Raw genomic sequence first — 20,361 nt, forward strand, 5'->3', positions numbered from 1 at the left:
AAGTATTCGATAGTTGGGGACGAACTGTCGATTTTTGGATTGAATCGGTGGAAGAGGGAATCAGAGAGTTTTGATATGGTTCATCAAAACGGGCTTATGTGCCCTACTGATAGGTATTACTTTGTCTTTAATCACCAGGTTAGTTTCCTCAATATCAACAATCTTGGAAAGGTTCACTATGTACGACCTGTGCACTTTCAAAAACTTGCTGTTGTCTATTTTAGCATCAATGTTTTTTAAAGTAGAGTGAACAATGAATTTTTCTTTTTTCTCGGTGTGAAAGACGACATAATCTCCGATAGATTCTACGTATAAAATATCATCCAGGCTAAGCCTTACATGCCTCCCATCTACTTTTACATAGAGTTCGTTAATCTCTTTGGATGTCTTTTTACCGTGCACCTCTCTTGCTTTATCAATGGCCTTTAAAAGCCTGCTCAAAACAATGGGTTTATGCAAATAGTCAGTCACCTTATATTCAAATGCTTCGAGGGCGTACTCCTTAAGCGTGGTGGTGAAAATAACCTGAGGAATGTCGGGTTTCATGCGAACCAACTCCATGCCATTAAGCTCTGGCATTTCAATGTCGAGCAAAATAAGGTCTACCTCTTCTTTGTTTAAAAAATTAAGCGCCTCTAGCCCATTCTCACACATCCCCACCACAGTGAGGTCTTCAATCTTATCACACATGAGCTCCAGCGATTTTCTCGCCATCTCATCATCATCAACTATCAGACACCTCATTGCAATAAATAGCTTTTAATTCTAGCCAACTCATTTTGTACAATTTGCAACTTTGGATCAATATCCCCAATAAATTGAGAAAACTTCTGTTGAAGGGTATTCGTCATGCCCGATGCCTTGCCTTCGGTTTCTATTTCAACAAGGAGCTCTGACACTTTGGTCAGTCCCACCATAGCAAAGTTGGGAGATATTTTGTGCACCTTCCGAATGAATTCCGCCTCGTTTCCCTCTTTTTCCAGCTGTTTCAAAAGCTCAATTTCGCTGGCAATGCCATCAACAAAAATCTGAAAGATGATGGAAGCCCTTTCTACATCGTCCTCATACATCATGTAAAGGTGCTCTCTGTCCAAAGAGGCTGAAAACTCAAAATCGGGCATTTTTTTCTCTTTCTCCTGCATTTTCTGATCCTTTAGGGCTTTGAGCAATTGCTCAGGAGTAAACGGTTTAGTCAAATGGTAGTTCATGCCTACTTCGAGGGCTCGGTTGCGCTCATCTACCAAAGCTGAAGCAGTCAACGCTATAATCGGAACTGTGCAATTTGGATTATTTTCCATGCTCCTAATCCGTATGGTTGTTTCGTAACCATCCATTTTAGGCATCCGTATATCCATTAAAATATAATTATAAACATAATTTTCAACGAATTCGAGTGCTTCAACCCCATTATTAGCTATATCACAGGTAATTTCCCATTTAAAAAACAACCCCGAAAGGTATTGCTGATTCATTTCATTATCCTCCACTATCAGCACCCTGCTAAGGTCGGGAGGAGAACTACTATCATGGCTTGGTTCCTCGGCTAGCTCGGCTTCGCCCACCCTTAACTCAAGAATCACCCGAAAAGTGGTGCCCTGACCTTCTTCACTTTCGAGTTGTATGGTGCCACCCATCATTTCCACAAGGTGCTTCACTATCGAAAGCCCAAGTCCGGTGCCACCATACTTGAGCTTGGTTTCTTTATCGGCTTGCTTAAAGGTCTCGAACACCATTTTTTGCTTGTCGGCCGATATCCCAATGCCTGTGTCCCACACAGAAAATTCCATTTTAACCGAGTCCCCTATTTTCTCCAGCACTTTAGCAGCGATAACGATGAAGCCTTTTTCAGTGAACTTGGCAGCATTACCCACCAGGTTGATGAAAATCTGGTTCAGTGCCGTAGGGTCTGCCAGAAGGGTCTCGGGCACATCAGGTGATATGTCGGTGAAGAAATTGATATTGCCCTTGCCCGCCTTCACCTCAAAGGTCTTCATGACCGATTCTGCCACGTTCCGGATGTTAACGGGCTCCTCGGCCAGCTCATACAGCCCCGCTTCTATTTTAGACAGGTCAAGGATACCGGATATCAATCCAAGCAGTATTTCTGTCGAAAATTTGATTGTTTTAAGGTAGTCGCTTTGCCGCTGATCCAATGCCGTGTCGCCCAGCAGGTTCGACATTCCAACGATCGCATTGATTGGATTGCGGATTTCATGACTCATGTTGGCCAAAAACTGCTTTTCTGCCAGCATGGCCTTTTCCGCTTTGTTGCGGGCAATCCGCAATTCTTCCTCCAGTCTCTTCCTGTCAGTGATGTCGTAGTGAATGCCTAGCGATCCCTGAATAACGCCCTTTTCGTCGTAAAACGGAGCTCCGCTAATCAGCACCCATCTTCTTTCGCCACTTTTATTCAGTATTTCTATCTCGTAAATATTGGCTTTGCCCTCAAGCCTTTCTGCGTCTTGCTTTTCTATAATTGCCAACGACTCCGGCGGCACAAGCAGTTCATTGGCTTTTTTGCCAACGAGTTCCGCCGTGGTATAGCCAGTCATTTCACAGAACCTCTGGTACGCTTTTATTATTCGCCCATCACGGTCTACCTCAAGCAGGCCCAGCTCCATGTTTTCGATGAGACCTCTGTACTTTTCTTCGCTGAGCTTTAATCGCTTCTCCTGGTTTTTATCTTCTGTAATATCCAAATAGTGCCACAGGTGGCCCAGGTAGGTTTCATCTTCAAAAATCGGGATGTAGTCACGGAGCAGTACCGTGCCGTCATTCATTAACAGCTCCTCCCGGCTCACCAATTGTTGCTTGTTCAGCAGTTGTTCTATGCGTTTGGCAAAAGCTGCGGGATTGGCAAACAAATGTTTAGTCTCTTCTGCAGAATTACTGCAGTCGGCACCAATCAGATCATCGGGCTGAGCAGAAATATTGAAAATGGAACAAAGTTTCTCATTCACCAGCACAATTTTGCGGTGCTCATCCTCTACAAGAATGCCCGCATTGAGACTACCAATTAGCGAGGTGAGCCTTAAACTTGCCTTCATCAACTCCTGCTCCGAGTCTATTCGCTTCGAAACATCTCTTCCAACGGCGCTTACCTTGAGAAGCTTGCCTGAAGGATTGTAGAAATACTGCACATTTTGTTCTATCCAAATCCATTGACCGTTAACGCCAATGACAGGCACCACACTAAAACTGCGTTTCTCCTTCTCAATTCTTTGCTGCTGGTAGAAAAAAAGTATCTGTTTTTTGTATTTATCAGGCACAAAATCGACAAACTTTCGCCCGATAATTTCTGACTTATTCTTGAAACCTAAACTCTTAACAGCCACTGGGTTTACCAGGGTAATGACTCCGCTTCCTGTTGTTTCGTATATAAAATCAGTGGCCGATTCGATAATCTGCCGGTACCTAAGCTCACTTTCCTCTGCTAGCCTGGTTCTCTCGTCTACTTTCAACTCCAGGCTCTCTTTCAGGAGTATCAGCTCCTGGTTGGCACTCTCAAGTTCCTTGGTTCTCGAAATAAGCACAGTCTCAGCTTGCTTCCGCAAAGCTACCTCTCTCTGTAATTGCTTTTTTAAATCTTCCAATTCGTCCATTCCAGCCATCTGAGGTTTGAGGCAATCCACGATTGATCCAAAAAATTACAACTTCTTCAGCATTTTTGATAGCAGAAGTAAATATCATTCACTCCAATATGCTTTTTGAAAGCAACCTCGCTTTTTATTCATTCGCTAAACGCAAAAACAAGTCGAACTGCGACCTGTGTCTTACTCTATGCGGCATTCCTACCGTGGCCCGGCTACACAAACTCAACCTCATTTCTATTAAAAAATTATCACTTCAACGCAACCTGAAGGCAGCTTGGCGCATCTAAACAACGAGGTCAAAACTAACTTACTATGCTTAAAAACTTTTTCAATGTCACCTTCAGGAGCATTCTGAAGCACAAATTCTACTCTTTTATCAATATTCTAGGGCTCTCTATTGGCATCACTTGCTTTCTGATGATCACGCTTTATGTGAAAGACGAGCTGAGCTATGACAAGCACCTCCCAGCCATTGAAAGGCTATACAGGCTCGATTTCACGGGTACTATTGGCGGCAACACTTTCATCACTTCCCTTTCGAGCGTGCCTGCGGCGCAAGCTCTGATAAACGACTACCCGGAGGTGGAATCGGCAGTAAGGATGCGGGAAAGAGGCAATGAAATGATCAGGCCGGAGGGCCAGATGCAGATCTTCAATGAGGAGAAAATACTGCTGGCTGACTCAAACTTCTTTGAGTTTTTTCAGCTGCCCCTGCTTGAAGGTGATCCAGCAACTGCGCTGGCCGCCCCAAAAAAGGCAGCTATAAGCGAGTCGATAGCAAAAAAATATTTCGGTGATGAGCCTGCGGTTGGCAAAACAATAGAAGTGCAAGGCTGGGACAACTTTGAGGTTACGGCTGTATACAAAGAAATGCCCAGCAATCAGCACTTTCATGCCGACGTGCTATTCTCAATTACCAGTACAAGCGAAGCTTTCAATACGCAGTGGATGGGCTTCAATTTTGTCACTTACCTCAAAATTAAGCCTGAGAACACTGCTTCTTCCCTTGAAGCAAAATTCCCCGACATGATCGCCAAATACATCGGGCCCGAAATTCAGAAGTTCATGGGGCAAAGCATGGAAGAATTTCACGAAGCGGGGGGACAATTAGGCTATGCCTTATACCCCGTAATGGACATTCACCTCAACTCCAGCAAGCTCGGCGAGTTTGAAGCAAATAGTGACGTTACCTATGTCTATCTGTTTTCTGTCATCGCTTTCTTCATTCTGCTGATTGCCTGTATCAACTTCATGAACCTGTCCACGGCTCGTTCCGCAAACCGGGCTAAGGAAGTGGGTGTCCGTAAAGTACTGGGTGCACAGCGCCCGGTTATCGTTCGCCAGTTTCTGGCAGAAGCACTTATCCTAAGCTTCTTTTCATTTATGCTGGCTTACGGGTTATGCTTTCTGCTCCTTCCCTCGTTCAATACATTAGCCGAAAAGCAATTAGCCATCAGTGCCTTGCTTACACCCGGGTTTATTATCACCATCTTAGGGTTGATCTTTGCCGTAGGCTTATTGGCCGGCAGCTACCCGGCCTTCTACCTCTCTGGCTTCAAGCCTGTAGAGGTACTTAAAGGCAAGCTCAACCTCGGCATGAAGAGTGGGGCCATTCGTAGCATTCTTGTTGTCTTCCAGTTCACACTCTCCATTATCATGATAGTGGGCACCATGGTTATTTATGATCAATTGAATTTCATACGAAACAAAAAGCTGGGCTACCAGAAAGATCACCTGATCATTATCAACGACCCCTGGCTTTTGAAAGACAACCTCAACGCCTTCAAAACTGAAGCACTGCGAAATTCATCTATCATTAGCGGCACACTCAGCAGCTTTCTGCCTGTTAATGGAAACAACAATAACAACCTTTACTTCAAAGGAAAAAATCCTCAAAACGAATCCCACATAGTCAGTGATTGGCGTGTGGATCAGGACTACGTGCCCACATTCGGGATTGAAATAAAGGACGGACGAAACTTTTCAAGGGAGTTTCCGAGTGACTCTTCTGCTATTGTAGTCAATGAGGCATTTGTTAAACAGTTTGGCCTTGAAAACCCGATCGGAGAATTGATTTCTACCCATGGCGACGACGACGGCATCGTTTCTTACAAAATCATTGGCGTTATGGGCGACTTCCACTATGCATCGCTTAGGGAGAGCATTTACCCGCTAATGATGAAGCTGGCCAGCAGCCGGGGAAATATCACTTTCAAAGTGGCTGGCGACAATATTGATCAAACCATCGCTACCCTGAAGAGCACCTGGGAGCAGTTTGGCCCGGGGCAGCCTTTCAGCTACAACTTCATCGACCAGCAGTTTGAGGATGTGCACAAGTCGGAAATGCGTATAGGCTCCATCTTTATGGTGTTTGCCTCGCTGGCTGTGTTTATTGCCTGCCTTGGGCTGTTTGGGCTTGCAGCTTTCACAGCCGAGCAGCGCAACAAAGAAATTGGCGTACGCAAGGTGCTTGGCGCCAGTGTTTCCAGCATTATGGGCTTGCTCTCCTGGGAGTTTGTGAAGCTGATCGGCATTTCCTTTGTCATAGCGGCGCCCACGGCCTACTTTGCTGTTGGCAAATGGCTCGACAACTTTGCCTACCGAACCGACCTCAACCTGGTGACTATTTTCATTGCGGGCTTGCTATCGTTGGTAGTGGCCTGGCTCACCATGAGCTTTCAAACTTGGCGAGCTGCCCGTGCCAATCCGGTAAACTCCCTCAGAAGCGAATAACATAAAAAAAGAGGCCAGCCCAATTTACTTGCGCTGGCCTCTGCCTTTCAAAAGGAATGTCTTTCTTACTCCCCTGCTTCTTTCTTAGGCAAAACGTTTGTGGTAATGCTGATCCTTTCGCTGCTATTGGTAGCGTTAGAAATAATGGTGATCACCTTGTTTTGCATACCCATTTTTCCAGCGCTGTTGAATGATACCTTTACTTCACCTTTTTCTCCGGGAGCAATAGGCTCTTTTGGCCAGCTGGGGGCTGTGCATCCGCATGTTGTCAGCACTCTCGACAAAATCAGAGGCTCAGTGCCTTTATTTGAAAAGGCAAATACATATTCAACCTTATCTCCTTGTGTAATGTCGCCAAAATCGTGAGTAGACTCTTCAAACTTAATTTCAGGACCCTTCTTTTCTGCAGCCGCATCCTGAGCTTGTACAACCACTGCCGATACCAGCATGAAAACTACTAACCAAGCAAACTTTCTCATATTCAATTATATTTTGTAAAACTCAATTTTAATACACAAACAACGATGTAGGTAACCGTTAGTTCCATTACTAACACCAGAGAAGCGTTTTTATTCTCCTTCATTAACAAAAGTAAATAAATTTCTCAGAGCAAAGAAACTTAGCTGCTCTTCGATACAGCTTCCATTAAACCCCGCATATACCCTATAGCATAAAGGTTGCCAAGAATGCCATACCCGGGATGATTATTTTCCTCTCCTTCCATCGTCGGTACATGATCCGGCCTGATAGGCCCTTTGAAGCCGACATCATAGTAGGCCTTCATGGCTTCATACATATCTGTTTTGCCATTGTCGTGAAAGCTTTCTTCAAACTTCCATTTGTCGCCAATGATGTCACGGAAGTGCACAAAGTAGATGCGATCTTTTTTGCCAAAGTACCTGATGGCCGACGGGATATCCTCCCCCATAGTGGCAAAGGTGCCCTGGCAGAAAGTGAGCCCGTTGCTTGGGCTGGAATGCATATCAAGCATACGTTTGAAGGCCTCCACTGAGGTCATGATCCTCGCAATACCCCGGATGTTGGGTATTGGCGGGTCATCAGGGTGCATGGCCATTTTAATACCTGCTTTTTCGGCTTCCGGCATAATTGCCTTCAGGAAGTAGTCGAGGTTACTCCACATTTTTTCGGCAGAAATTTCGCCGTACTCGGTAAGAGGCTGGTCTTTTACGTCTTCGTAGTTAAAGGCAGTAACGAATGCGTCTCCCCGGCCCCTCTTGTCGACCTGGCTGCGGTGCCAGCTAATGACAGGCATCCAGTTGTAGCAAACAGTGTCGATACCTGCCCTGGAGCTGCTTTTTAAGAACGTAATAAAATTATCAAGCTCTTCGTCTCTCCCAGGCAGGCCCAACTTGGTTTTTTCAAGTGTTGGCGGCCCTTCCAATACCCGGAGTACCAATCCCTCTTTGGCAAAGACATCTTTTAGCCCCTGGATAGTCTCATAGTCCCACGGCTTTTTGCCTGGCACCCCAGCCATACCAGGGCTTACGGAGCAAACCGCCCCATTTACACCCATTTGGCGTTGCAAAGCCAGTTTTTGCGGTTGCATGCCATAGAAGTATGACATGCAAATTTGTAACTCATCTTTCAGTTGTGGATCTCTTCTGATGCCCTCACCAAACGCATAACTGTTTCCCAGGCCAGAGAGGGCTGCCAGTGAGGCAGTGCCCTTTATAAACTGTCTCCTCGACTTTTCCATGTTCTTAAATATTAGGTGTTGCGAGTCGGTCTAACCTGCCAGGGAAGTTAACAAAAAGAGGAAACTTCAAAAGGTTAACTACTTATGAACGGTTCGCAGGTGAAGTGTGAAAACAGAACCCTTACCAAACTCAGATTCGACAGTAATCTTCCCTTTGATCTTTTGTGCAGCTTCGCTGGCGATATAAAGCCCAAGTCCCGATCCTTTAGAGCTGGTAGTGCCTCGATAAAACATTTCGAAAATTCTTTTTTGCATCTCTGGTTTTATTCCCTCACCGTTGTCACTCACCATGATCGACACCTCGCTACCTTTCTTCCGGGAGGTGATTGAAATTTTGGCGGGATGGTTGTCATTTTTTTTCCTGTACGCAATAGCATTGCCAATCAGGTTGGCCAAAATCACCCGAACGCTGGTTTTATCATTGATGATCTCACCCACAGTAAGTGACGAGAAATCAATCTCAACAGCATCGAATCCATCCATATAGCGAACGTCTTCAATGATATCGGCAATGAGTTCCTGCATATCTATGCGCTGGTAGTCTGCCTCCACTCGCTTAACGTGCGAGAAATCGAGCACCTCCACAATAAATTGTTCTAGTTTCCTGACACTGTCTTCAATCTTATTGAAATAAGTTCTATGTTCCTCCTGGTCCTGAGTGAGTGTACTGAGATTAACCAGCCCTTTTATCGATTTAAGAGGTGCTGTAAGGTCATGAGAAACACTGTAGACAAAGTGATCCAGCTCCTTATTGGTTGTTTTTAGTTCATTGTTGGCCCTTTCCAGCCGAATCACCTGATCGGTGATTTGCTCCCGGGCGAAATTGATGTCATCGATCACCCTGCCAGTTATTGCCGAAAACACGTAGAGCAGGCTGGTGCCGAGGTAAATATTGATCAAAAAGGGATCAATCGTGTACTCCCCCATCGTCTCTATCTCCCTGACGACCGGAATAATATAGGCAAGTATAAAGATGAAAGAGTTGGTGAGCACGGCCATGCCAAACCCAAAACGCAAAGCAAACCAGAGTGAAAAAACACCATACACAAACCAGTATCGATCCAAACCGACAAAAAATGACATCATGAAAATTAAAAAATAGATAGCAACTACCAGGAGTTTATCCTTACCGGGGATTTTAGGGGTGTAGTCGTTGAAATCAAAATGAATAGCAAGCAGGCCCCGTCGGCCCATCACCGGTGTTAGAAAATATAGGATTGGAAGGGTTAGTCCAAAATTACACATAAACTCCCTCAGCCAGCCAAGTACAGCAGTGCTGGAGAACATAACAATCGGTACGTGGAACAACAAAAAGAATAGCGCCTTAAGAAAAAGGAAGGAAATGAACAGGGGAATAATTATTCCCCACAGCAAAAACATGTTTAGGTTGTGCGTATCCGGTATCCAATACTTCCCATGGTTCTTCACAGAAAAAAGATACCATGAAAGGAAGACAAATGATGTCTCGGGCAGGGCAAACAAAGGGCGGAAATACCAGGGATCCACGCCCCACAGGTACCCGAAAATGACCGCATTGACGTACACCATGGGAAGCACCCTAACCGGCCCCCACCAGTTGACAAGTATTATTCCTATTGCAGTGGGGAGGTAAATCAGAGCGGCCGAAGAGGAAATTCTGTATAACGACGACAGATAGCTTGCAGCAAAAAAGATAATAAGGGGAGCCACCCACGTCCACCAGGGCAAGATATTTCTCAGCTGAGTTTGGCTGACTTGATTGTCAATTTTCACACAATGGCCCAGGTTGGTTGCTAACTAATATACCGAAAAGATACAATAATAACATACATAAGGAACCTCAACTAGGTTTAGGCTCCTTAGCCAGCAAAAAATTTAGCGTCAAAGTTAACAAGAAAAACTTCATCGGTGGCCCGTGTGACAGCCGTATACAACCACCTGACAAAATCCTGGTTTATCATATCGTCTTTTACGTATCCCTGATCAACAAACACTGCTTGCCATTGGCCGCCCTGCGACTTGTGACAAGTGAGAGCGTAGGCAAACTTAACCTGAAGCGCATTCAGGAACGGATCCTTTTTTAAAGCCTCCGCCCTCTCCTTTTTATTGACCAGGTCTTCATAGTCCTTCAGCACCTCCTCGTATAATTTCTTATGATCCTCCGGGCCAATGGAGGGCGTTGGCGCATGCAACGACTCCAGCAAAACCTTTGCCTCAAACTTGCCTGCATCATAGTCGATCATTCGCAGCTCGAGGTCTGCAAACCTAAAGCCATACGCCTCCTGAAAACTGATGATTTTCATGATTTCAACAAAGTCGCCATTGGCCAAAAACCCTCCCGGAGCATCCTCGGGGAAATAGAAATAATTGTTTCTGGTAGCAAGAAGTATGTCGCCGGCATTGATCTCGTCTTCCATAAAGTGGATTTGTCGCCTGATGTATTGATTGTACATCACTGCTGACTTATTTGATCGACAAATAATGATGGTATTTTCCTGGCCGAACTTGTCATATGCATACCTCAACCCCTCCTCCAGTTTCTCGGAGGTCATCCGGAAGATGTCTTTGAACGGCCTGGTTACGAACCTGGGAGTGTAATTTTCAGCCTTTATCAGCTCCCGAAGAGCGGTAGCGTTTTCCAAAATACCCGACGCCTTTTCCTGGCGTAGCACTTCAGTGAGCTCCACTTCCTTCACATCCACGTGAAATTGACTGCGCAGGTAAGCGCTACTCATGGCCGGCGACTCAATTTGACCAACGGGTGGGAGCTGCGCCACGTCCCCTACCAAAATAAGCCTGTTGGTCTCTTTTTCAAAAACATACTCCATAAGATCTGCCAGCAGCCCATTTTGCCCAAAGTCGCTTTCGTTGGAGAGCATTGACGCTTCATCCACAATGAAGATGGTATCTTTCTGATAGTTTTTCTGTCGGCTAAATTTCAGGTTTTGGCTGCCCGGCTCTGAGGTTTGCTTGTAAATCACTTTGTGGATCGTGAATGCCGAGCGCTTGGCATAGCCGCTCATCACTTTTGCGGCCCGGCCGGTAGGTGCAAGCAGAGAATATTTTCGATTGAAAAGTGGTAGCACATTTACCAACTGGCTAACCAGGGTCGTCTTGCCTGTTCCGGCATAGCCTCTCAGCAGCAGAATCTGCGGGCCCGGCTTTTCATCATTGAGCAGCTCATCCAGGAGGCCCATAAAGGCTCTCTGCCCTTTTGTGGGGGCAAACGGAAAACGGCGTTCGAGTACTTCGGAGGGTAAGGGCAAAATGAGAAGGTGGTTATCTGTAAACGTCGAATTTCCTCAATAGCCTGCTCAAATCAAACATTGAAATGAATTGCGTATACAAAATCCGGCAGGTGGGTGATGGAATTTTCCCTAAATTTGAAGATGGATGTTAGCCAGGAGGTAGAGCGCCTGTATGGGCACGAAGTAAGAACGAGGGTGTGCGGCATTTGCTTCAGGGAAGACAAGCTGCTGTTGATCAAGCACCTGGGCCTTACCGCAGCCGGGTTTCTGTGGGCGCCGCCTGGTGGTGGCGTGCAATACGGCACCAATCTGGAAACCAACCTCATTCGGGAATTCAAAGAAGAAACCGGCCTTAACATAAAAGTGGTTAGATTTCTTTTTGTCTATGAATATGTGGGCCCGCCCCTGCAAACAATAGAACTATTCTTCGAAGTTCAGCCCACAGGCGGAGACCTGTGCAGAGGCGTTGATCCTGAAATGTCTGATTCCCAGCAAATAATAGATGAGGTTCGTTTTGTATCTTTGAAGGAGCTGAACGATTTTGCGCTGGAAAGTCTCCATCACATGTTAAAGGGTGTTCACAGCAAGGAAGACCTACTTCGTAAAACAGGATTTTTTAAATTTGAAAAGAATTAATAAAATAGCGTTTTCTATTAAAATCATATAGTTTCGTAAACTAATAACTTAAGCACTCAAATAGTCAAAAGATGAATACCACCAAAATTCTATCCATTGTAATTCTAGTTATTGCTCTAGCTTTAGGATATTATCTTTTCAGCAGCATCAAAACTGACATTGATACCACTGAAAGAATTGCCAAAACTGAGGCGAGAGTTATTAACAAGCTTAAGATGATCCGTGAGGCTCAGGTAGCTTTCCAGAAAGTAAACGGAAAATACTCTGGCAATTGGGATGAATTACTTGCATTCGTGGATACGGGTAGCTTCTACATCACAAACAAAACGGAGATCATTATTCCACTTGACTATGGTGCTGACAGTATTTATGTTGAAATTGACACAATAGGAACAGTTTTGGTGAAAGACTCAATTTTTAGCCCAAGCAAGTTTCCTAATTTCGACCTTGCCACGCTCCCTCTTATCCCCGGAACAGACGGTAAAAGGTTCGATATGTGGGCTGATAAGATTGACAAAGCAGGTGTGATGGTTGATGTAGTGGAAGTAAGAGACATTGCTCCGGTTGATCCGGCCAGAAAAGAATCCAACGAGATCACTAACCGTAAACCACTTCGTTTCGGTTCGAGAACAAACATCACCACATCGGGAAACTGGGAATAATTGCCTTTGGAGACTCTCGTAGCCAACTACAAGCTTTTAAAAAAGGTCAAAGACGCCAAGTTTGAAGTCGATGACCTTCATCACTATGGGTTGTATCTTCAGATTGGCATCCGTGATTTCCAGTTTTGTGTAATCGACAACAGAGACAATCGATGTCTTCTTTATGAAGACTTTGCCTTTGAAAACGTGAAGACGGTCAATGCCCGTCTTCAAGTCGTTCAAGATCTTTTTGAGAATCATCACCTGCTCATGGCAGGCTTTTGGAGCACCATCAAGCTTTCGATCAAAAGCCACAAGTTTGCGTTGGTACCTCAGCCGGTATTCTCAAAGGAAGGGCTTGTCGACTATCTGTCGTTTAATACCCCGTTTAATCCCAGATACGAAGAAGTATACTTCTATAAGCACATCAGCACCGATGCTGTTAACGTGTTCTCTGCCGACAAGAAGCTGATAGACTGGGTCAGGGAGCTGTACAATCAAAAAGAAGTAATTGTTGTCCACCAGGGAAGCGCATTCATTGAGGGCATTCTGAAATACAACGACCACTCAGGCGAAAAGTCGATGTTTTGTTTGGTCGACAAAGGCATCCTTCACGTGGTAATCACTTCTGATAAAAAGCTACACTATTACAACCAGTTTGCCGTACGAAAAAGTGCTGACTACCTTAAATACATCATGCTTGTGTTTAAGGAAATGAAGCTGTCGCAAAAGAAAAGTAAAGTGCTATTCTGGGGTGGTTTAACCCCACAGTCTCCGCATATTCAGGAGCTCAAAAAGTATATCCGTGACATTTCGTTTGGAAGTCGTCCTTCCTATCTCTCTTTCAGCTTTGTGTTTGACGAGATTCCTGATCACAAAGGCTTCGATGTATTCAATATTTTTCTTTGCGACTAATCTTGGCTAACTTTTAGCCAGAGACTTTTTGTATGCCAAATAAAACCGCTGTCTTTCCTGGTTCATTCGACCCCTTCACCCTGGGGCATTTCGACATTGTGATAAGGAGCCTGAAGCTGTTTGACGAAGTAATCATCGCCATTGGCCACAACAGTCAGAAAAAAAGGTATTTCCCGCTTGAGACTATGCTCAGCAAGATAGAAAGTGCCTTTGTGAAGTATCCGCAGGTAAAAATAGTGACCTATGACGAGCTGACCGCAGACCTCGCCAAAAGGCTGGGCGCTAAAGTACTACTGAGAGGACTCCGAAATACAACGGACTTTGAATATGAGAACAGTATTTCGCAGGTAAACAGGTACCTGAACGACGAAATAGAAACCATGTTTTTGATTACTTCCCCCAAGTACGCCCCCATTAGTTCCACCATTATCAGGGAAGTACATAAATACGGTGGCGATGTAAAGGCCTTTCTGCCTTACGAGTTATAAGCTTCTCTTTTCACTTTATAGAATTCCCGGGCCACGTGCCGGATTGATCGGTAGGAGTTGTAAAGAGAGGCCCTTACATCTCTTATTTCCATCCACCTAAGCTCATCAATGTTTTCCTCTTTTTGCGGAGTCATTTGACTATCATCTATGAGGTCCATACGGTACCAGTGGGTCTTTTTCAAGATGTACTTCTCGTTCATGATATAGGTGTGGTAGGTAGCGCAAATCTTCTCGCCCAAAAGCACCTTCACCCTGCACTCTTCCTCCACCTCCCTCACGGCTGCCATTTCCGGCGTTTCCTTCTTCTCTAGTTTTCCCTTTGGGAAGTCCCATTTACCAAGGCGGTGAATCAGCAAAATCTGATCTCCCTTCTCCACCACACCACCCGCAGCCTCAACAATATTGAACTTTTCCTTCAGGTGATTGATGGTCGCCTTGCGCTTACTCACGGCAAATGTGACTGCATCAAGGTCTTTCAACTTCTTTTTTGTCATCAACTGAAGAAGCTTGTCTATGTCTTCTTTCGAAGCGTTGATCACAAGCACATCGTCTTGCAACTTTTTGGTATCGATGCCGCCTCGCTTTCCGTCAACGATATGGTTGTATTGCTCGAAGTTTTGCACTTCGTCGAGCTTTTTTATGGAGACAGGAATATCGTTGATGAAAATTTTCATGTTGCGATCTAAGGGAATTCAATAATGTAAATTCTCCTCAATATGAAAAAGTTTTTGCCAGGAATTCATTAAAAAAAATCTACTAGCCCGGACACACTGAATGAACATCGTAAGGCACCTTTCGGCTATTTCTTATTCGGGTCAATATTTAACTAAGAACAGAAATGGCAATTTTATCGAGTATGGTTACTTTTGACACATGAACATTAAAATTGCAGACCCTGCCGTTGCCGCCGCCACCGCCAAGCACTTGCTCAGCATTGGGGCAGTAAAGCTCAGCCCCGACAAGCCGTTTACCTGGGCTTCTGGTTGGAAATCGCCTATTTACTGCGACAACAGAATGACATTGTCCTACCCTGAAACAAGAAGTTTCATGAAGGAACAGTTAGTCAATCTTATCAAGAAGGAATTTCCCAGCGTCGGGGGTATTGCAGGAGTGGCCACCGCAGGCATTCCCCAGGGAGCACTTTTAGCTGACAGCCTTGATTTGCCCTTTTGCTATGTGCGCTCCAAGCCGAAAGACCATGGCATGGAAAATCTCATCGAGGGAAGGATAGAGACTGGCCAGAAAGTAGTTGTTGTCGAGGACCTAGTCTCAACTGGAGGCAGCTCACTGAAAGCTGTAGACGCCCTTAGAGGAGCCAAAGCGCAAGTGCTGGGCATGGCAGCCATTTTTACCTATGGTTTCCCTCAGGCCGAGCAAAACTTCGTCAGGGCCGAGGTAAACCTGGCTTGCCTGTGCGACTATGAGTCGCTGATTAAAGTAGCCAGCGATAATGGCTATATCAATGCCTCCCATGTGGCGTCGCTCGGAGCATGGAGAACTGACCCCGCCAACTGGAAAGCTTGAACCAATGGACTATAGCCTAACTTCGTCAGACCTCATTGTTGGTGTTAAAACACTTGGTGCAGAACTCTGTAGCATCAAAGGTGCCAGCAGTGGTGTAGAGTACGTCTGGCAGGCTAACCCAGCCGACTGGGGCAGGCACGCCCCTATTTTGTTTCCCATAGTGGGCAAGCTCAAAGGCGACAGCTATGAGTACATAGGGAAAACATACCATTTACCACAGCATGGCTTTGCAAGAGACCAGCCGTTTAGTCTGATAGAATCGACCACGTCAAAGTTGGTGTTCGAACTTACGTCAAATGACAAGCTGAAGCTTGTATATCCCTTCGACTTTTCATTGTCAGTAACGTATGAGCTCTCAGGAAACTCACTCCGAATTTCCTACGCTGTAAAAAACCCAGGCACTGGTCCCCTCCTCTATTCCGTTGGTGCCCATCCTGCATTTCGTATTCCTATTCATCCCAAAGCCAAAAGGTCGGACTACGAAATCCTTTTTGAAAAAGAAGAGGCAGTGGCTGTGCACCTAATTGACGGCGGACTGCTTTCTGGCAAAACCGGACCCCTTTCCCTTGAGCAAAACAGGCTGGCTATCAGTGACTCTCTGTTCGACAAAGATGCGCTTGTGTTTAAGGGGCTTGCCTCAAAAAAATTATCACTGGCAAAAGCCGGAGAGGCACCGTTCTTAAATTTCTATTTCGATGCTCCTTACTTTGGCATCTGGTCTAAGTCAGCCACATCTCAATTCGTGTGTCTTGAGCCATGGAACGGCATTGCTGACAGTGTCAGTCACAATCAGGCTTTAGAAAAAAAGGAGGGCATTCGCAGCCTGGCCGCTGGCGCAACCGAAACATTCGGCTTCACTGTCGAAATCGCCGGGTAAAACTGTCTTCCCAATGACCAACCAATCTGATTGGCGAACCGAACACAAACCCGGGAAGACCAGCCACGTTCGAGCTTGTATATAAAAAATATGAAGCTCTTAATATTCACTCTCCTTCTGTTTGTTTTTCAAATCGGTGTAGCTCAAGATGCAACTCAAAGGAAAAACAATTTCAACCTGACTAAAAATGGTGTTGCCCTATCTGGCTATGACCCGGTGAGCTACTTCAAAAGCCCGGAACCAAAAAAAGGCGAAGCGACATGGTCGTATACCTACAAAGGAATTACTTATTGGTTTAGCTCAGCTAGCAACCGCTCTGAGTTCGTTAATTCACCTGCGGCTTATGAACCGTCGTATGGCGGGTGGTGCGCCTATGCCCTCGGCACTTCCGGCGAAAAGGTAGAGGTAGATCCGCTCACCTACAAAATCTACCAGGGCAAGCTGCTACTTTTCTACAACAGGCTTTTCACCAATACGCTCACTCTTTGGAACAAAGACGAGGGCACATTCTTTACAACAGCAGAGAAAAATTGGCCTTCTATAATTAATCATTGATTTTCTAGCACATTACTTAGACCAAAGAGGTGTAAAGGTGCAACTCTCATTTTTTCCTCTACAAAATAGCGGTAGTCGTCGAAATAAGCCGCACACAAAACCCTAATTCCTTAAGATTGTACATGACCGATGGAGATGGCTCCAGTATCCCGGTCGTATTATTGAAAAAGCTATGGATGGGAACAGAGAATGTCTTACCAAAAGTTGTCCTATGGCCTCTAGCTTTACATCATGAACCGCAGAATAGAGATTATCTACGTTGTTGACGATGACGACATTTATCAATACGCCGTCAAAAAGAAAATCCTGAAGCGTAAACTTTCTGCCGAGGTAAGTACTTTCAAGAACGGGAAGGACGCCATTCTGCATTTGGGTGAGGTGGTGAAGGTCGGCGGCCGTTTGCCAGACGTTATCTTCCTTGACCTGAACATGCCCATTATGGATGGCTGGGATTTTTTAAACGAATATGCCCGACTTCGGCCTCATGTGAATAAGAAAATTCTTCTTTACATCGTATCAAGTTCAATCCAGGATTCGGACATTGACCGGGCAAGAAGCATGTATGGCGTAACGGATTATATTGTAAAACCTATTGACGACGAACGCCTGGACGATATTTTGATTCCCGCTTAGCAAATTATATTTTCGGGTATCGCCGATTTTCTCTTTACATAAAAGAGAGAAAAGAGAAAGAATGTTTATTTTTCATTGCTTTTGAAAAATACATATTTCTAAGCTTGCTGATCGAACCTAACTATGATACTGAGTTTTTTCCTTCTCATTGTCGGATTTTTTGTTTTAATAAAAGGAGCTGATTTACTGGTAACGGGTGCCTCATCTCTAGCCAAGAGATACAATGTTCCTGAGTTGGCTATCGGACTCACCATTGTCGCATTTGGTACCTCTGCGCCAGAAATGGTGGTTAACGGAGTCGCTTCTTACGAGGGCCATACCGATGTGGTGTTGGGCAACGTAGTTGGCTCAAACATCTTCAACACTTTTTTCATTCTGGGGATAGCCGGTGTGGTCTATCCTCTCTCGGTGCAAAAGAGCACCGTTTTCAAAGAAATACCCTACTCTCTATTTGGGGGTTTACTCATCTTGTTTTTTGCCAACGACGTGCTCCTGAATATGGGAGACCAGAATATCATCAGTGTGGTGGAAGGAGTCATTTTGTTTGTCTTTTTCCTGCTGTTTCTGGTCTATGTCTTTTTCTCGATGAAGAAAGGTCAGGATTCATCAGGTGATGAACCGATCAAGGTCATTGCCATGCCAAAGACTATACTTTTTATGATTTTGGGGCTTATTGGCCTGACCATTGGCGGAAAGCTGGTTGTAAGCAATGCCATAGACATCGCCAGGTACCTTCAGGTGAGCGAGCAGCTGATTGGCCTCACCATTATGGCTGCCGGAACATCGCTGCCGGAGCTGGCCACCTCAGTGGTGGCAGCTACTCAAAAGAAAAGTGACCTGGCTGTCGGTAACATTGTCGGGTCTAACATCTTCAATATGTTTTTTGTGCTGTCTATCAGTTCTATGATCAACCCAATTCCCTACCCGACCATTTTCAATGTGGACATGATCACGTTTATGGCTGGCACTGTCATTCTGTTTATTGCCATGTTCACCGGCGAGAAGAAAATCCTGGATCGCTGGGAAGCCCTTATACTGCTGATGTTTTTCGTCTTTTACAACATGTATCTGGTGTATAGAGATCACCTGATTGGTGCTTAGGAGCTACTTGCTCGATCGCATAAGCATTTAATTCTGGTAATCTTGCCCATGGAACTGGCTCGTATCGAAGTAAACTGCGTCAGAAAAGGACAACATTTCCCTACAAGAGTAAAACAAGAGGATCAATCAGTTCAAAAATAAGATAGCAGAACGACCTTCCGGCCAATATTCCTGCACCAGCGCTAATGGAGGGTCGCATCTGCCAATCTTAATAACGAATTAGTTTCTCCAGAAAAGGTAAACTGAGTAAAGGACATAGGCTGCCAGAAAGATCGCCGCTTCAACCCTATCCAGTTTGTTCCTTTTGAAAGTGAACATGGCCAAAAGGAGAGCCACCGTTCCAAGCATCAAAACAAACATGTCGGCATTCATTGTGGCATTGTAAGGTACCGGCCTGACAGTTCCGTTGATTCCCAAAATAAAAATGATGTTGAAGATGTTTGAGCCAACCACATTGCCAATAGCGATGTCGGTATTTCGCCGGTAAGCGGCCATGGCTGACGTCGCCAATTCCGGCAAAGAGGTGCCTGCTGCGAGCACTGTAAGGCCGATCAATTTTTCGCTCATTGAAAATGCCCGGGCAATATAGACGGCACTGTCTGTGACCAATTTCCCTCCTAACACAAGCGCCGCAATACCTAACACCACAAAAACCACCGACAGCCATTTTGATAAAGTTTTCACCTCCTCGCCGTTGCTTGCCACCTCTTGCTCAAGTTTGGCTGTTTTCAGAATATAAAACATAAAAAGACCGAACAACAGCAACAGAACTAATGCCTCCGTACGGCTCAAACTATTCTCCAGCGAGCCAAAAAACATCACGTCATTTACCAGAAAATAAAGGATGAGTGCACAGAAGAGCGAAAATGGGATTTCGTATCTGACCGTTGTCCGTTGAACAGAAAGCGGGTAAATGAGTCCGGCTATCCCCAAAATGAACAACAGATTAAACACATTACTCCCGATAATATTACCGTAGATGGCATCATTCATGCCCCTGACAGAGGAGAAAAGATTGACGGTCAACTCGGGGGTTGAAGTGCCGAAAGCTACAACTGTAAGACCGATGACCAGATTTGAAATTTTAAAGCCCCTTGCAAGAGACGAAGCGCCATTAACAAGATAGTCGGCACCCTTGATCAGCACAATGAAGCCGATGACCAGCAACGTGAAATTTAAAACCATGATATGATTGTTTAGCACTGCAAATGCAGCGCAGGTAAGAAAACTGACAGGCGGGTGAGTGGAGTGGCGGGCACGCAACTCCGTCTACTGAGTTATGGTGCCTTGGTCAGTGAGGAAATAAAGACACCCTTATCGACATAGACACGTGAGGCCTCTACTTGAAACAATGCAGTAAAGTACCCGTCGAGAGAAACCTTCGCCGCTTCATCTTCCTTTGACCACGCTCCCAGGGGAAATGAGGATTTTTGAACGGCATGCTGGCCTGTAGAGTAAGCCACAAAATTATAATCCACCGCTACCTTATAGTGCTCCCCTGCACTTCGGCTTGCATAATAAGAATGACTGAGAAATACAGGGAATATTATAACCCGCAGGAAGAAAAAAAGAAAGACAACTACTGAAGTAACCCGAAGAATGGTCTTCATAGAATCAAAATAGTGAACCAAATGTACTTGGAAATGCCCGATAATTTTGTTGTCACAAGAATATTTATTTCCAGGATGTATTAAATGAATGAACATTCATTTATATTTGTG

The 20,361-nt window shown here is 45.1% G+C and carries 19 protein-coding genes; 10 read left to right on the forward strand and 9 right to left on the reverse strand.

All coding sequences use genetic code 11. The features are described 5' to 3' along the window. Positions 1-60: 60 nt before the first annotated feature. Complete coding sequence (locus AAC052_RS14130; RefSeq protein ID WP_339814017.1) at positions 61-744, reverse strand: LytTR family DNA-binding domain-containing protein; 684 nt, start codon at positions 742-744, stop codon at positions 61-63. Further along, positions 741-3,602 (reverse strand): PAS domain S-box protein, encoded by a 2,862-nt coding sequence (locus AAC052_RS14135; RefSeq protein WP_317487143.1) that lies wholly within the window; start codon positions 3,600-3,602, stop codon positions 741-743. The genes AAC052_RS14130 and AAC052_RS14135 overlap by 4 nt, the downstream gene beginning before the upstream one ends. Before the next feature lie 303 nt (positions 3,603-3,905). Here AAC052_RS14135 and AAC052_RS14140 point away from each other — a divergent pair, with 303 nt between their 5' ends. Further along, positions 3,906-6,326: an ABC transporter permease gene (locus tag AAC052_RS14140; protein WP_339814019.1), complete on the forward strand. Its 2,421-nt coding sequence runs from the start codon at positions 3,906-3,908 to the stop codon at positions 6,324-6,326. Between the two features lie 65 nt (positions 6,327-6,391). Here the strand turns inward: AAC052_RS14140 and AAC052_RS14145 are convergent, their stop codons facing one another. The 4 genes from AAC052_RS14145 to AAC052_RS14160 form a co-directional block, all read right to left on the reverse strand. Next, complete coding sequence (locus AAC052_RS14145) at positions 6,392-6,805, reverse strand: DUF1573 domain-containing protein (RefSeq protein WP_317487145.1); 414 nt, start codon at positions 6,803-6,805, stop codon at positions 6,392-6,394. Between the two features lie 140 nt (positions 6,806-6,945). Further along, a complete protein-coding gene (locus AAC052_RS14150; RefSeq protein ID WP_339814021.1) occupies positions 6,946-8,043 on the reverse strand; it encodes a mannonate dehydratase in 1,098 nt (365 codons plus the stop codon). Positions 8,044-8,121: 78 nt separating this feature from the next. Next, positions 8,122-9,795 carry an ATP-binding protein gene (locus AAC052_RS14155; protein ID WP_317487147.1) on the reverse strand — a complete coding sequence of 558 codons (1,674 nt, stop codon included), beginning with the start codon at positions 9,793-9,795 and terminating at the stop codon, positions 8,122-8,124. A gap of 86 nt (positions 9,796-9,881) precedes the next feature. Further along, entirely contained in the window at positions 9,882-11,219 is a 1,338-nt protein-coding gene (locus tag AAC052_RS14160) for an AAA family ATPase (RefSeq protein WP_339814023.1), read from the reverse strand. Between the two features lie 168 nt (positions 11,220-11,387). Between AAC052_RS14160 and AAC052_RS14165 the strand changes: the two genes are divergently transcribed. The 4 genes from AAC052_RS14165 (at position 11,388) to coaD (ending at position 13,950) form a co-directional block, all read left to right on the forward strand. Then, positions 11,388-11,906, forward strand: coding sequence for an NUDIX hydrolase (locus AAC052_RS14165; RefSeq protein ID WP_317487149.1), 519 nt, complete (start codon positions 11,388-11,390; stop codon positions 11,904-11,906). Positions 11,907-11,977: 71 nt separating this feature from the next. Next, positions 11,978-12,568, forward strand: a complete 591-nt coding sequence (locus tag AAC052_RS14170) for a hypothetical protein (protein ID WP_152001003.1) — start codon at positions 11,978-11,980, stop codon at positions 12,566-12,568. A gap of 6 nt (positions 12,569-12,574) precedes the next feature. Then, on the forward strand, positions 12,575-13,462 hold the full coding sequence (locus AAC052_RS14175) for a DUF3822 family protein (RefSeq protein WP_317487150.1): 888 nt from the start codon (positions 12,575-12,577) through the stop codon (positions 13,460-13,462). Positions 13,463-13,494: 32 nt separating this feature from the next. Then, positions 13,495-13,950, forward strand: a complete 456-nt coding sequence (gene coaD, locus AAC052_RS14180) for a pantetheine-phosphate adenylyltransferase (RefSeq protein ID WP_317487151.1) — start codon at positions 13,495-13,497, stop codon at positions 13,948-13,950. On the opposite strand, the gene AAC052_RS14185 is transcribed toward coaD, so the two are convergent. After that, positions 13,938-14,624, reverse strand: coding sequence for an NUDIX hydrolase (locus AAC052_RS14185; protein WP_317487152.1), 687 nt, complete (start codon positions 14,622-14,624; stop codon positions 13,938-13,940). The genes coaD and AAC052_RS14185 overlap by 13 nt on opposite strands. Positions 14,625-14,823: 199 nt before the next feature. Between AAC052_RS14185 and pyrE the strand changes: the two genes are divergently transcribed. The 5 genes from pyrE to AAC052_RS14210 all read left to right on the forward strand — a co-directional run bounded on the left by pyrE (position 14,824) and on the right by AAC052_RS14210 (position 18,640). Further along, the gene (gene pyrE, locus AAC052_RS14190; protein WP_317487153.1) at positions 14,824-15,474 is read left to right on the forward strand and encodes an orotate phosphoribosyltransferase; all 651 of its coding nucleotides are present in this window, start codon (positions 14,824-14,826) and stop codon (positions 15,472-15,474) included. 4 nt (positions 15,475-15,478) lie between these two features. Next, positions 15,479-16,351 (forward strand): aldose 1-epimerase family protein, encoded by an 873-nt coding sequence (locus AAC052_RS14195; protein ID WP_317487154.1) that lies wholly within the window; start codon positions 15,479-15,481, stop codon positions 16,349-16,351. 90 nt (positions 16,352-16,441) lie between these two features. Continuing rightward, entirely contained in the window at positions 16,442-16,906 is a 465-nt protein-coding gene (locus AAC052_RS14200; RefSeq protein WP_339814026.1) for a YHS domain-containing (seleno)protein, read from the forward strand. 231 nt (positions 16,907-17,137) lie between these two features. Beyond that, entirely contained in the window at positions 17,138-17,539 is a 402-nt protein-coding gene (locus AAC052_RS14205) for a response regulator (RefSeq protein WP_317487156.1), read from the forward strand. Positions 17,540-17,662: 123 nt separating this feature from the next. Continuing rightward, a complete protein-coding gene (locus AAC052_RS14210; protein WP_317487157.1) occupies positions 17,663-18,640 on the forward strand; it encodes a calcium/sodium antiporter in 978 nt (325 codons plus the stop codon). 219 nt (positions 18,641-18,859) lie between these two features. Here AAC052_RS14210 and AAC052_RS14215 read toward each other — a convergent pair whose 3' ends face one another. Further along, positions 18,860-19,825, reverse strand: a complete 966-nt coding sequence (locus AAC052_RS14215) for a calcium/sodium antiporter (protein WP_339814029.1) — start codon at positions 19,823-19,825, stop codon at positions 18,860-18,862. 92 nt (positions 19,826-19,917) lie between these two features. Next, positions 19,918-20,250 (reverse strand): hypothetical protein, encoded by a 333-nt coding sequence (locus AAC052_RS14220; RefSeq protein ID WP_339814031.1) that lies wholly within the window; start codon positions 20,248-20,250, stop codon positions 19,918-19,920. Positions 20,251-20,361 lie beyond the last annotated feature (111 nt).

Origin of the sequence: uncultured Imperialibacter sp. (assembly GCF_963974565.1) — a bacterium.
In the GTDB taxonomy this organism is placed as follows: domain Bacteria; phylum Bacteroidota; class Bacteroidia; order Cytophagales; family Cyclobacteriaceae; genus Imperialibacter; species Imperialibacter roseus.